Source organism: Halomonas sp. B23F22_20, from assembly GCF_043496985.1.
Taxonomy (GTDB): domain Bacteria; phylum Pseudomonadota; class Gammaproteobacteria; order Pseudomonadales; family Halomonadaceae; genus Halomonas.
The window spans coordinates 88577-101966 of sequence record NZ_JBIEKH010000003.1; the positions used below are offsets into that span (position 1 = coordinate 88577).

The following is a 13390-nucleotide window of genomic DNA, read 5'->3' on the forward strand; positions in this document are numbered from 1 at the left end:
CTAGCCCTTTTCGAGATCGTCATGATCGACATCGGCCTTCTCCGGGTCTCCCTTGGTCACGGCGTCTGCCAGCGCAGCGGGCGTGGCCCCAGACGCCACGACGGGGCGACGAAACCCCAGCGTGCCGGCCAGTGTAGCCAACCGGGTACTGGACACGATTAGCGGTTGGTGCAAGGCGGTGTGCGAGCACCATCTTGCCAGATGTTCGAGGATTTCTCCGCTGGTGACCACCAGAGCCCGGTAGTCACCCGCGGTCAATCGCTGCCGCAGCGGCTCAGCGGGTTCGAGCAGACGGCGTCGGTAGACCGCCAATCGGGTGAGACGGGCGCCCCGCCCGGCGAGCGTCTCGGCCAGCAACGGCCGACCGCCCTCGCCCGCCACCAGCAGCACTCGCTGTTCATCGAGACGCTGCAGAGATCCCAGCGCGAGCAATGCCTCGCTGGTGTCGCCAACGCCGGCCGGCGGCAGGTGCACGCGAACGCCCAGCTCCCGATGCAGCGTCGCGGCCGTCGCCGCACCTACGGCATAGTAGTCGATGCCGACCGGCAACTGCGGCCAATAGCGATCCAGGGCCTCGGCCATGCATTCGGCGGCAAAGGGGCTGACCACCGCCACTCGACGGAACTGGTCGAAGTCCAGCCAGGCAGCACGCTGCGCCGCATCCTCCGACAAAGGCTCGAGCGCCATGGCTTCGCCGTGCTCGACGGCAAAGCCTCGCGCGGCCATGGCCTCGGCCAGCGCCGCGGCCCGAGGGCCGGGACGGCAGATCAGTACCGGCGCCATGGACATCAGCCGGCGCCGTAGACCTCGGCGAGGATATCGCCGGCGCCCATGTCCAGCAGCTCCTCGGCGACCCGGATGCCCAACGCCTCGGGCTCGTGGATCGAGCCACGCCCCTCGGCGCGCAGCACCTCGGTGCCCTCGGGATTGCCGACCAGGGCACGCAGCCACAGGGTCTGGCCATCGTCCTCGAATATGGCATGGCCGGCGATCGGCACCTGGCAGCCACCCTCGAGACGCGTGTTCATGGCACGCTCGGCGCGCACTCGGGTGGCGGTGGCCGAATCGTCGAGCGGCGCCAGCAGCGAGATCAGCTCGGCATCGTGCATGCGGCACTCGATGCCCAACGCACCCTGGCCGCAGGCCGGCAGGCAGACCTCCGGCGGCAGCTCCATGGTGATGCGATCCGCCAGTCCCAGGCGCTTGAGGCCCGAGGTCGCCAACAGGATGGCCTCGAACTCGCCGTCGTCGAGCTTGCCGAGTCGGGTCTGAACATTGCCGCGCAGATTCAGTACCTGCAGGTCGGGACGCGCCTCGCGCATCTGCAGGCCACGGCGCAGGCTGGAGGTGCCGATGCGCGCACCTTCGGGCAGTTCGTCCAGCGAGGCGTAGTGGTTGGAGACGAAGGCGTCGGTGGGCTCGGCGCCCTCCAGAATCACCGACAGCCCCAGGCTCTCGGGGAAATGCATGGGCACGTCCTTCATGGAGTGCACCGCGATGTCGGCGCGACCGTCGAGCATCGCCTCTTCCAACTCCTTGACGAACAGGCCCTTGCCGCCGACCTTGGCCAGCGGCGTGTCGAGGATCTTGTCTCCTCGTGTGGCCATCGCCACCAGCTCTACCTCGAGGCCGGGATGCGTCGCCATCAGGCGCTCGCGGACGTGTTCGGCCTGCCACATGGCCAACTGGCTCTTGCGGGTGGCGATACGCAGCGTTGTCATGGCTTGCACGTGTTTCTCCCGTACCGGTTCGTTGCGCCGGCGCCTTCGCGCGGGCGCCCGGTGATCTCTGATGTTCCGTCATCATAAAGGACCCGGGAGGCCAGGAAAAATCGCCGCGTCCCACGCAGCTCGGCGTCCCTCGCCTGGCACCCGGACTCTGGTACACTTTCCGCCATGTCAAGCCGGCGCCGCCCGCCGCCTCACTCCCACCTTCAGTCATGCAGGATGTCAGCCCGATGAGCCAAAGTCCGACGAACACCAGCACCAACCAGTCCTGGGGCGGTCGCTTCAGCGAGCCCACCGACGCCTTCGTCGCCCGTTTCACCGCCTCGGTCGACTTCGACCGGCGCCTGGCCCACCACGACATCCAGGGCTCGCGCGCCCACGCCACCATGCTGGCCCGGGTCGGCGTGCTCACCGAGGACGAGCGTGACGCCATCCTGGCCGGCCTCGACGAGGTCCAGGCGGAGATCGAGGCCGGCACCTTCGAGTGGTCGGTCGCGCTCGAGGACGTGCACATGAACATCGAGGCGCGGCTCACCGACAAGATAGGCATCACCGGCAAGAAGCTGCACACCGGTCGCTCGCGCAACGACCAGGTCGCTACCGACATCCGCTTGTTCCTGCGCGACGAGATCGACACCGTCGCCGCCGAGCTGACCCGGCTGCGCCAGGGGCTGATCGCGCTGGCCGACCGCGAGGCCGACACCATCATGCCCGGCTTCACCCACCTGCAGACCGCCCAGCCGGTGACCTTCGGCCACCACCTGCTGGCCTGGCAGGAAATGCTGTCCCGCGACCACGAGCGCCTGCTCGACTGTCGCAAGCGGGTCAACGTGCTGCCGCTCGGCGCCGCGGCACTGGCCGGCACCACCTATCCGATCGACCGCCACGTGACCGCCGAGCTGCTGGGCTTCGACCGCCCCGCCGAGAATAGCCTCGACGCCGTGAGCGATCGCGACTTCGCCATCGAGTTCACCGCCTTCGCCAGCACCCTGCTGATGCACCTGTCGCGGATGAGCGAGGAGCTGGTGCTGTGGACCAGCGCCCAGTTCGACTTCATCGACCTGCCCGACCGCTTCTGCACCGGCTCCTCGATCATGCCGCAGAAGAAGAACCCGGACGTGCCGGAGCTGGTGCGCGGCAAGACCGGCCGGGTCTACGGCCACCTGATGGGCATGCTGACGCTGATGAAGTCCCAGCCGCTGGCCTACAACAAGGACAACCAGGAGGACAAGGAGCCGCTGTTCGATGCCCTGGCCACCGTTCAGGACTGCCTCAAGGCGTTCGCCGACATGGTGCCGGCCATTGAGGCCAAGGCCGACAACATGCGCGAGGCCGCACGCAAGGGCTTCTCCACCGCCACCGACCTGGCCGACTACCTGGTCTGCCGCGGTGTAGCCTTCCGCGATGCCCACGAGATCGTCGGCCAGTCCGTGGCCTTCGGGCTGCGCGAAGGCAAGGACCTCTCCGACATGAGCCTCGAGGAGCTGCGTCAGTTCTCCGACGTCATCGAGCAGGATGTCTTCGAGGTGCTGACCCTCGAGGGCTCGGTGGCCGCCCGCAACCACATCGGCGGCACCGCCCCGGACCAGGTGCGCGCCGCCGCCCAGCGTGCCCGCGACGCCCTGGCCGCGCTGAACGCCACCGGTGCCCAGGGAGGCCAGGGCTGATGCGCCGCCTCGCGCCCCTCGCCTTGCTGACGCTCGTGCTGCTGACCGGCTGCGGCCAGAAGGGCCCGCTCTACCTGCCCGGCGACGAGGCCGCGGCCGAGCGCTACGGCCCCCGCGACGCCCAGCAGGACGACGACAGCCAGGGCAACGACGATTCCCAAGGCAACGATGCCAACGCCGACGACACCCGCAGCGCCGACGAGGACGACTGAGATGGACCATTTCGACTATCGCGACGGCGTGCTTCACGCGGAAAACGTGCCGCTGCCGCGCCTGGCCGAGGAGTTCGGCACCCCCTGCTACGTCTATTCCAAGGCCACCCTGGCGCGCCACTTCCGGGCCTACACCGAGGCCCTGGGCAGCCATCCGCACCTGATCTGCTACGCGGTGAAGGCCAACTCCAACCTGGCGGTGCTCAACCTGCTGGCACGGCTTGGCGCCGGCTTCGACATCGTCTCGGTGGGCGAGCTGGAGCGGGTGCTGGTGGCCGGCGGCGACCCGGCCAAAGTGGTGTTCTCCGGCGTGGCCAAGGAGGAGAACGAGCTCGAGCGGGCGCTGTCGATAGGCATCAAGTGCTTCAACGTCGAGTCGCGGGCCGAACTCGAGCGCCTCGCCGCGGTGGCCCGAGGCATGGGCAATGTCGCCCCGGTCTCGCTGCGGGTCAATCCCGACGTCGACGCCGGCACCCATCCCTACATCTCCACCGGGCTCAAGGACAACAAGTTCGGCATCCCGGTGGACGAGGCCCACGAGGTGTATCGCCAGGCCGCGAGTCTGGAGCACATCCGTGTCGTGGGGCTGGATTGCCATATCGGCTCCCAGCTCACCGATACCGCCCCCTTCCTCGACGCCCTGGACCGGCTGCTGGTGCTGCTCGAGCGACTCCGCGAAGACGGCATCGAGATCGAACACCTCGACCTGGGCGGCGGCCTCGGCGTGACCTACCGCGACGAGCGCCCGCCGCAGCCCTTCGACTACGCCACCGCGCTGCTCGAGCGGCTGTCGCGCTGGCCGGGCAGCGAGCGGCTGACCCTGCTGTTCGAGCCGGGCCGCTCCATCGCCGCCAATGCCGGCGTACTGCTGACCCGCGTCGAGTTCCTCAAGCCAGGCGAGACGAAGAACTTCGCCATCGTCGACGCCGCCATGAACGACCTGATCCGGCCCTCGCTGTATCAGGCCTGGCAGGCGATCCTGGCGGTCGACACCACGGCGCAGCGCGAGACCGGCATCTATGACGTGGTCGGGCCGGTCTGCGAGACCGGCGACTTTCTGGGCAAGGATCGCGAACTTGCCATCGCCGCCGGCGACCTGCTGGCGGTGCGTTCCGCCGGCGCCTACGGTTTCGTCATGGCCTCCAACTACAACAGCCGCCCACGCCCGGCCGAGGTGATGGTGGACGGCGACCGCACCCACCTGGTGCGTCGTCGCGAGCGGCTCGAGGATCTGTGGGCCGGCGAGGCGACGCTGCCCGACGACAGCGCGGAGACGCCCTGATGCTGTTGCACTTCACCAAGATGCACGGCCTGGGCAACGACTTCATGGTGGTCGACCTGATCACCCAGCGTGCGCGGCTGTGCGACAAGCAGATCCGCGAGCTGGCCGACCGGCGCTTCGGCATCGGCTTCGACCAGCTGCTGGTGGTGGAGCCGCCTCGCGACCCGGATATGGATTTCCGCTACCGAATCTATAACGCCGACGGCAGCGAGGTGGAGAACTGCGGCAACGGTGCCCGCTGCTTCGCCCGCTTCGTGCGCGACCAGCGCCTGACCCACAAGCGCGAGATCCACGTCGAGACCGCCGGCGGCCCCCTGACCCTGGTGGTCGAGGATGACGAGCGGGTCCGCGTCGACATGGGGCGGCCGCGCTTCGCCCCCGACGCCCTGCCCTTCGAGGCCGACGAGGACCGCCTGCTGCATGGACTCGAGGTCGAGGGCCAATCGCTCGAGGTTGGCGTGGTGTCGATGGGCAATCCCCATGCGGTGCTGCGAGTCGACGACGCCGACAGCGCCCCGGTGGCGACCCTCGGCCCCGCCATCGAACACCATCCGCGCTTTCCCCGCCGAGTCAACGCCGGCTTCATGCAGGTGGTGTCGCCTCATGAAATTCGCCTGCGCGTCTTTGAACGGGGCAGCGGTGAGACCCTGGCCTGCGGCACCGGCGCCTGCGCCGCGGTGGCCACCGGCATCCGCCTGGGCTGGCTCGAGAGCCCGGTCACGGTGCATCTACCTGGCGGAGACCTGGAAGTCGCCTGGCCCGGCGGCGAAGCCCATCTGACCATGACCGGACCCGCCGCGCGGGTCTTCGAGGGACGCGTGCCGCTAAAATAATCGCGCGCCCAACGCAGAGGAGAACATGCCCATGAGCCATGCCGCCCCCGAGCCGCGCAAGACCCTGGATCCCGACGTCGTCGCCCAGTGGCTGGCCCGCCACCCGGACTTCTTCGTCGGCCGCGAGGGCCTGTTGCAGCAGCTCCGGGTGCCGCACCCCGAGGCCCGGGGCGCCACTTCGCTGCTGGAGCGCCTGGTCGCCGATCTGCGCAGCCGCGCCGAGCAGGCCGAATGGCGGCTCGAGCAGCTGCTCGAGTCGGCCCGCCACAACGAGGCCCAGTACCGGCGCACCCGCGAGCTGGTGCTGGCGCTGCTCGAGGCCGAGGACGGCGATGCCCTGGGACAGGCGCTGGCGACCCAGTTCAGCGAGCGCTTCCAGACCCCGGCGCTGGCGCTGTGGTGTCCGGCCACGCTGACCGACAACGAGCCACGGCCGCCCCAGGCGCCCCGCCACGTGCTCGACGATCACACCGCCCAACGACTGGGCGCGCTGCTCGATGGACGGGTCAGCCGCTGTGCGCGACTCACGCCCACCGACTGGAAGCGACTGCTGCCCCACGCACCGCCTCCCGACAAGGCCGGCTCCTGCGCCCTGGCACGCCTGACGCTGGGCGAGCCGCTGGGCTATCTGGTGCTGGCCAGCCCCGACCCCGACCACTTCCGCGCCAGCATGGACACCCTGTTCACCGAGTACGTCGGCGACGTGGTGGCCCGGCTGCTGGTGTGCCTGGCCCCGCCGCGTCATGGCTGACACCACGCCCCTGATGCGCCAGGTCGAGGCCTTCCTCGCCGAGCTTGCCCAGACCGCCAGCCCGGCCACGATCGACGCCTACCGGCGCGACCTGGCGGCGCTGTTCGAGTTCCTCGACGCCCAGGGGATAGATGACGGCGGCGCACTCAACGTCGCCCTGCTGCGCCGTTTCCTGGGCGGCGAGCGGGCCCGCGGGCTGGCACCGCGCAGCCTGGCTCGGCGGCGGGCGGCGATCGCCCGCTTCGCCGAGCGGCTGCGCCGCGATGGGCGATTGGCGCACAACCCGGCAGACCTAGTCCGCACGCCTAAGGCGCCGAAGGACCTGCCACGGCCGGTGGACGTGGATGCCCTGGCGCGTTTCCTCGATACCCCCCACGACGGCTCGCCACTGTCGGTGCGCGACCAGGCCATGCTGGAACTGTTCTATTCCAGCGGGCTGCGCCTCGCCGAGCTGGCGGCGCTGGACCTGAGCGATCTTCAGGCCCAACGGGTACGGGTGCTCGGCAAGGGCGCCAAGCCTCGCCAGATGCCGGTAGGGCGGCGGGCCAGCCAGGCTCTGGACGCCTGGCTCGGCGTGCGCGGCGCCCTGGCAAGCGACGGCGAGACGGCGCTGTTCGTTGGCGCCCGCGGCGGACGTCTCGGGCACCGGGCGATTCAACAGCGACTGGTCAAGCAAGCCCGGGCGCGCGGCCTGGACGAGCACCTGCATCCGCACCGGCTGCGCCACTCCTTCGCCAGTCACCTGCTCGAGTCCAGCCAGGACCTGCGCGCCGTCCAGGAACTGCTCGGCCATGCGCATCTCTCGACCACCCAGATCTATACCCGGCTGGACTGGCAGCACCTGGCCGCCGGCTACGACGCCGCCCATCCCCGGGCACGCCGCCGCCGGCCCGACGACAGCGACACTTCCTCATGACACGACCCTCTTCCCGACACCCCCTCCAGGCGCTGACCTTCGACCTCGACGATACCCTGTGGGACAACCACGGAGTGATGGCCCTCACCGAAGAGGGACACTACGACTGGCTCGACGAGCGGATCGCCGAATGGCTGGCCGCCCGCGACGAGAGCGAGCTGGGACGCTTCGCCGAGCGCCTGCCGATCGAGGCTTATCAGCGCCGCCGGCGCGAGCTAGCCGAGCGCCATCCGCTGCGCCGCGGCGATTTCACCTGGATTCGCGAACAGGCCCTGTACGCGCTGCTGGAGGAGTTCGGCCTGCCGCGTGCGGCCTCGTGGCTGTGGGCGCTGGCGGCCATGGAACGCTTCCATGCCCTGCGCCTTCGCGTTTCCCCCTATCCGGAGGTGGAGCCGATGCTCGCCGAGCTGGGCCGGCACTACCGGCTGGCCTCGATCACCAACGGCAACCTGGCCTTCCATCGGCTGCCGCTGTCGCGCCACTTCGAGGTCTCGATCGCCGCCGGCGAGATGCATGCCCCCAAGCCGGACCCGCGCAGCTTCCTAATGGCGCTGGCCAAGCTCGGCGCCACTCCCGAGCGGGCGATGCATATCGGCGATTCCTGGCAGGAGGACATCCTCCCGGCGGTGCGGCTGGGCATGCAGGCGGCCTGGATCGCCGGCGACACGCCCCACGGCGAGGCAATGCCGGCCGGCGTGCACCGGCTCTCGCATATCCGCGAGCTGCCGGCACTGCTGGAGAAGCTGGGGCGGGAGTGATCCGCGTGGGAACCGGGCACCCCGAGGAAAAACGCGGCGAGCGACGGCCAGGCTAGGCAACCGACGCCGCAGAAGCGGAGTTGACGAGCAGTAAATGAGCATTCCAAGGCAGCGGTTAACGCCGCCGCCTGGCCAAGCGCAGTCCGTTTTTACCGGGATTCGGCGAGAAGCCAGTCATCGAGGCGCTGATGCACCTCCTCGATGCCTTCCTTCTTGAGCGCCGAGAACAGCTGTACGGTCACCAGGTCCTCCCACTCGCGCAGCCGCGAACGCACCTGCTGCTGGGCGCTCTTCGCGGCCCCGCGCTTCAGCTTGTCGGCCTTGGTCAGCAGGATCTGCACCGGCATGTCCGCCTCGTCGGCCCAGCCGAGCAGGGTCTGGTCGAACTCGGTGAGTGGATGACGCACATCCATCAACAGCACCAAGCCGCGCAGCGAGGCGCGCCGCCGCAGATAGTCGGCCAGATGATGCTGCCACTCGCGCTTGACCTGCTCGGGGACCTTGGCATAGCCGTAGCCCGGCAGATCCACCAGGCGATGCTCGTCGCCCTCGTCCAGCGAGAAGAAATTGATCAGCTGCGTCCGCCCCGGTGTCTTGGAGGTGCGAGCCAGCGCCTTCTGGCGCGTCAGGGCATTGATAGCGCTGGATTTTCCGGCATTGGAGCGGCCGGCAAAGGCGACCTCGGCCCCGGCGTCGGCCGGGCACTTCGCCAGGGTGGGAGCACTGGTGAGAAAGCGGGCGGCCTGGTAGTTGAGGCGCGACATGGCGGGGTTCCTGACGTCGATCAAGGTCGCCGCGGGTTGCATTTCCACGGCACCGGTGTTCCTTTATATACTGCAGTCGATTCGGTCTGCGGCCGGGCCGGCAGTATACCACCGTGCGTGCGCCGCCAGCGACCGGCATCGGCCGGCGAACCCGACCGCTCAATAACAACCGGCACTGTGGATTCGCAATGAGACAGCTACTGGCAAGCCTGGTCATCCTCCTGGGCGCTACCGGCGCCGCCCACGCCGCCTCCCTGGCAGACGCGGACGCCGCCGCCGGGCGCGACAAGGCCCGAGTCTGCGCCGCCTGCCACGGCCAGAACGGCATCGGCATCTCCCCCGCCTTCCCCAACCTGGCCGGCCAGCAGGCCTCCTACTTGGCCAAGCAGATCATGGACATCCGTGATGGCCGCCGCAGCGTGCCGCAGATGGCCGGCCAGGTGGATGACTTCTCCGACCAGGATGCCTGGGACGTGGCCGCCTACTTCGCCGACATGGAGCCGGCCCTGGGCCAGGCAGATCCCGACCCCGAACTCGTCGAGCAAGGTCGCGAGCTGTATCGCGCCGGCGACCTGGAGAGCGGCCTGCCTGCCTGCGCCGCTTGCCACTCGCCGACCGGCAGCGGCATCGGCAGTGCCGCCTACCCGGCACTGTCGGGACTGCAGCGTGACTATGTGGTCACGACTCTGCAGGCCTTCGCCGCCGGCGAGCGAGCCAACGACCCCAATGCCATCATGCGTGATATCGCTGCCAAGATGGGCGACCGCGACATGAACGCCGTGGCCAACTACGTCCACGGCCTGCACTGACACCAGGACAATGGACGAGGGCGGCCGCGTGCCGCCCTCGCTGTCTTCGGGAACCCAGCGGCCTGCCGACGACTCCAAGGCCGCGAACGCCGTTCCCCGAACGACGGTTTCCGGATCATATCCCACTCAAGGAGAGACTCCCCGCATGTTCAAGTCACTGTTGGTCGCCGTGGCCGGCCTCGGCCTGTCCACCCTCGCCTCCGCCGCCGATCTGGTCGCCGGTCAGCACTACAGCGTGCTCGACGAGCCGGTAAAGACCCAGGTCGCCGACGGCAAGATCGAGGTCACCGAGGCCTTCTGGTACGGCTGCCCACACTGCTATGCCATGGAAGATACCCTCAACGCCTGGGTCGCCGAGCTTCCCGAGGACGTCGTCTTCCAGCGCATGCCGGCGACCATGGGCGGGGCCTGGAACCGCCACGCCACGGCCTTCTACGCCGCCCGAGAGCTGGGCATCCAGCAGGACCTCCACGCCGACTTCTTCGACGCCATCCACGAACAGGGTGCCCAGCTGACAGAGGACAAGGACATCGCGGCCTTCTTCAGCGAGTACGGGGTCAGCGAGCAGGAGGCTCTGGACGCTCTCGGCTCCTTTGGCGTCAAGTCCCAGGTCAACCAGGCCCATGCCCGCATGCGCAACATGCAGCTGATGGGCGTGCCGGCGCTTATCGTCGACGGCCGCTATGTGGTGACCCCGAGCAGCGCCGGGAGCCTCGACAACATGCCGAAGATCGCCGGCGCCCTGGTGGACAAGGTCCGCGACGAGCGGTCGGAGTGACATGAGCGTTCGGGCCGAGGATGGAGGTCGACTCCGGGGCAAGGGCCACCTGAAGCTGTTGACCTTCAATCTCCAGGTGGGCATCCAGACCTCGGCCTATCACCACTACCTGACACGGGGCTGGCAGCACCTGCTGCCTCACCCACGGCGCAGCGAGCGCCTCGATGCCATCAGCGAGGTACTGCGGGGCTTCGATATCGTCGGCCTCCAGGAAGTGGATGGTGGCAGCTTCCGTTCCGGCCACGTCAATCAAGTGGAGTACCTGGCCGGCCGGGCCGGTTTTCCTCACCACTACCAGCAGCTCAATCGCAACCTGGGACGAGTCGCCCAGCACAGCAATGGCCTGCTGTCGCGGCTGGCCCCGGCCCGCGTCGAGGAGCACCGCCTACCCGGCCCCCTGCCCGGCCGCGGCGCCATCCACGCCCGCTTCGGTGACGGTCCCGATGCCCTGCACGTCTTCGTCGCCCATCTGGCGCTGAGCCATCGTGGCCGCGTGCGCCAGCTCGACTACCTCAGCGAACTGATCCAGCCCTTGCGCCATGTGGTAGTGATGGGCGACCTCAACTGCACCCCGGAGCAGATCCACGCCCATTCGCGGTTCCGCGACTCCCTGCCGCTGCATCCGGTCCGCCCACCGCTCAGCTACCCCTCCTGGCAGCCCCGCCGCGCCCTGGACCACATCCTGCTCTCCAACGCCCTGGAGGCCGATCGGGTCGAGGTGCTGGACCACTTGTTCTCTGATCACCTGCCAGTGGCCATCGATATCCACCTCCCCCAGCCCTGCCTGGCCTCGCTGGGCAAGGGGTAAGACCAATGTCGACCGCCGCGCTGTAACAGGCGTTTGCGAATTGCCGTATAGTCGTCAGTGCCGTGTAACCACACCGCGCTATCATCAAGACGACACTGCAACTCCGAGCGTTCGCCCATGCCCCAATCCCACGAGCTGCCGAGCCTGCTGGCCCGGCTCGACCGTTTCTCCGAACGGCTAGGTCGCTGCCTGTCCTGGCTGGTCCTGGTGATGATGCTGATCCAGTTCCTGATCGTGGTGCTGCGCTATGCCTTCAGCGTCAACAGCATTCCCATGCAAGAGTCGGTGATGTACCTGCACGCCGCGGTGTTCATGCTCGCCGCCGGCTACACCCTGCGCCATGACGGCCACGTGCGGGTGGATATCTTCTATCGGGGCATGACGGCGAAGCGTCAGGCGCTGGTCGACCTGCTGGGTACGCTCTGCCTGCTGCTGCCGTTCATGGTCTTCGTGATCCTGTCCAGCCTGGGCTATGTGGGCAAGTCCTGGGCGATCCTCGAGGGTTCACCGGACACCGGCGGCATTCCTGCGGTCTTCCTGCTCAAGACGCTGATCCCGATGTTCGCCGGCCTGATGATCCTGCAAGGGCTGGTCGAAGCCTGGCGCAAGGTACTCATCATCACCGGCCGCCTCGACCCCGACGCCGACACCCCCGACCACCACGAGGAGCACCTGTGATGCTGGAGTTCATGCCACTGGTGCTGTTCGCCGTGATCTGCACCGTCCTGATGTTCGGCTATCCGGTCGCCCTGTCGCTGGCGGGCACCGCGCTGGCCTTCGCCGGTCTGGGCTTCGGCCTGGAGTCACTGGGCATCGACGCCAACTTCGACGGCGGCTACCTGGCCGCCTTCCCCAACCGTCTCTACGGCATCATGACCAACCAGACGCTGCTGGCGGTGCCGCTGTTCGTGCTGATGGGCGTATTGCTGGAGAAGTCCCGGGTGGCCGAGACGCTGCTCGAGGCCATGGCGCTGCTGTTCGGCTCGCTGCGCGGGGGCCTGGGCATCTCGGTGACCCTGGTCGGCATGCTGCTGGCTGCCTCCACCGGCATCGTCGGCGCTACCGTGGTGACCATGGGCCTGATGTCGCTGCCCACCATGCTAAAGCGCGGCTACAGCGTGCCACTGGCCACCGGCACCATCTGCGCCACCGGCACCCTGGGCCAGATCATCCCGCCCTCCATCGCCCTGGTGCTGCTGGGCGACGTGCTGTCCTCGGCCTACCAGCAGGCGCAGCTGTCGATGGGCATCTTCAGTCCCAAGACCGTCTCGGTCGGCGACCTGTTCATGGGCGCCCTGGTGCCCGGCCTGATCCTGGTGGTGTTCTACATCATCTATGTCGCCGTGACCGCCTGGCTAAAGCCGTCCGCCGCCCCGGCCGTGGATCGCCGCGAGCTGATGGAGGAGCTCGGCCATGAGGGCGGCCTGGGCCTGCTGCTGCTCAAGGGACTGGTGCCGCCGATCGTACTGATCGTGGTAGTGCTGGGTTCGATCCTCGGCGGCTTCGCCACGCCCACCGAGGCCTCGGCGGTAGGCGCCTTCGGCGCCCTGATGCTGGCCCTGGGCTATCGCCGCCTGGACCTCGCTACTCTCAAGGAGGTGCTGCGCTCCACGGTCGACGTCACCACCATGGTATTCCTGATCCTGATCGGCGCGGCGCTGTTCTCGCTGGTGTTCCGCGCCTACGGCGGCGAGGAGCTGGTCACCCATCTGTTCGACAGCATGCCCGGCGGCGTGGTCGGTGCGACCCTGATCGTGATGCTGGTGATCTTCCTGCTCGGCTTCATCCTCGACTTCATCGAGATCACCTTCGTGGTGGTGCCGATCGTCGGCCCGATCCTGCTGGCCATGGGCCTCGACCCGATCTGGCTGGGCATCATGATCGCCATCAACCTGCAGACCTCCTTCCTGACGCCGCCGTTCGGCTTCGCGCTCTTTTACCTGCGCGGGGTGGCCCCGGAGTCGGTGCCCACCTCCGCCATCTATCGAGGGGTGATGCCATTCATCGCCCTGCAGTTGGCCATGCTGATCGCGCTGTCGTTCTTCCCACAGCTCGCCACCTGGCTGCCGAGCGTGTTCTAAGCAC

At 68.4% G+C, this 13390-nt stretch carries 14 protein-coding genes and 1 pseudogene; 12 read left to right on the forward strand and 3 right to left on the reverse strand.

The window, feature by feature from the left end:
* Nucleotides 1-789, reverse strand: a complete 789-nt coding sequence (locus ACGTN6_RS02775) for a uroporphyrinogen-III synthase (RefSeq protein ID WP_394589699.1) — start codon at nt 787-789, stop codon at nt 1-3.
* Nucleotides 789-1721, reverse strand: a complete 933-nt coding sequence (gene hemC, locus ACGTN6_RS02780) for a hydroxymethylbilane synthase (protein WP_394589882.1) — start codon at nt 1719-1721, stop codon at nt 789-791. Before hemC ends, ACGTN6_RS02775 begins: the two co-directional genes overlap by 1 nt.
* Before the next feature lie 236 nt (nt 1722-1957).
* On the opposite strand from hemC, the gene argH reads away from it, so the two are divergent.
* The 7 genes and pseudogenes from argH to ACGTN6_RS02815 all read left to right on the forward strand — a co-directional run bounded on the left by argH (nt 1958) and on the right by ACGTN6_RS02815 (nt 8146).
* Nucleotides 1958-3394, forward strand: a complete 1437-nt coding sequence (gene argH, locus ACGTN6_RS02785; protein WP_394589700.1) for an argininosuccinate lyase — start codon at nt 1958-1960, stop codon at nt 3392-3394.
* Nucleotides 3394-3504, forward strand: a pseudogene (gene lptM, locus ACGTN6_RS21140) (LPS translocon maturation chaperone LptM); the annotation flags it as partial. The gene argH and the pseudogene lptM, both read left to right, overlap by 1 nt.
* A 103-nt stretch (nt 3505-3607) precedes the next feature.
* Nucleotides 3608-4888, forward strand: a complete 1281-nt coding sequence (lysA, locus tag ACGTN6_RS02795) for a diaminopimelate decarboxylase (protein WP_394589703.1) — start codon at nt 3608-3610, stop codon at nt 4886-4888.
* Entirely contained in the window at nt 4888-5721 is an 834-nt protein-coding gene (dapF, locus tag ACGTN6_RS02800; protein WP_394589705.1) for a diaminopimelate epimerase, read from the forward strand. Before lysA ends, dapF begins: the two co-directional genes overlap by 1 nt.
* Before the next feature lie 31 nt (nt 5722-5752).
* Nucleotides 5753-6472 (forward strand): DUF484 family protein, encoded by a 720-nt coding sequence (locus ACGTN6_RS02805; protein ID WP_394589706.1) that lies wholly within the window; start codon nt 5753-5755, stop codon nt 6470-6472.
* Nucleotides 6465-7388 (forward strand): tyrosine recombinase XerC, encoded by a 924-nt coding sequence (locus tag ACGTN6_RS02810; RefSeq protein WP_394589707.1) that lies wholly within the window; start codon nt 6465-6467, stop codon nt 7386-7388. Before ACGTN6_RS02805 ends, ACGTN6_RS02810 begins: the two co-directional genes overlap by 8 nt.
* Nucleotides 7385-8146, forward strand: coding sequence for an HAD family hydrolase (locus tag ACGTN6_RS02815; protein WP_394589708.1), 762 nt, complete (start codon nt 7385-7387; stop codon nt 8144-8146). Before ACGTN6_RS02810 ends, ACGTN6_RS02815 begins: the two co-directional genes overlap by 4 nt.
* A gap of 149 nt (nt 8147-8295) precedes the next feature.
* On the opposite strand, the gene yihA is transcribed toward ACGTN6_RS02815, so the two are convergent.
* On the reverse strand, nt 8296-8910 hold the full coding sequence (yihA, locus tag ACGTN6_RS02820; RefSeq protein WP_394589883.1) for a ribosome biogenesis GTP-binding protein YihA/YsxC: 615 nt from the start codon (nt 8908-8910) through the stop codon (nt 8296-8298).
* A gap of 188 nt (nt 8911-9098) precedes the next feature.
* Here yihA and ACGTN6_RS02825 point away from each other — a divergent pair, with 188 nt between their 5' ends.
* From ACGTN6_RS02825 to ACGTN6_RS02845, 5 genes are all read left to right on the forward strand, one after another.
* Complete coding sequence (locus ACGTN6_RS02825) at nt 9099-9719, forward strand: c-type cytochrome (RefSeq protein ID WP_394589709.1); 621 nt, start codon at nt 9099-9101, stop codon at nt 9717-9719.
* A 145-nt stretch (nt 9720-9864) separates the two neighbouring features.
* On the forward strand, nt 9865-10497 hold the full coding sequence (locus tag ACGTN6_RS02830; protein WP_394589710.1) for a thiol:disulfide interchange protein DsbA/DsbL: 633 nt from the start codon (nt 9865-9867) through the stop codon (nt 10495-10497).
* Between the two features lies 1 nt (nt 10498).
* Nucleotides 10499-11305 (forward strand): endonuclease/exonuclease/phosphatase family protein, encoded by an 807-nt coding sequence (locus ACGTN6_RS02835; RefSeq protein WP_394589711.1) that lies wholly within the window; start codon nt 10499-10501, stop codon nt 11303-11305.
* 117 nt (nt 11306-11422) lie between these two features.
* Nucleotides 11423-11983, forward strand: a complete 561-nt coding sequence (locus ACGTN6_RS02840; RefSeq protein WP_394589712.1) for a TRAP transporter small permease subunit — start codon at nt 11423-11425, stop codon at nt 11981-11983.
* Entirely contained in the window at nt 11983-13386 is a 1404-nt protein-coding gene (locus ACGTN6_RS02845; RefSeq protein WP_394589713.1) for a TRAP transporter large permease, read from the forward strand. Before ACGTN6_RS02840 ends, ACGTN6_RS02845 begins: the two co-directional genes overlap by 1 nt.
* Nucleotides 13387-13390: the final 4 nt, after the last annotated feature.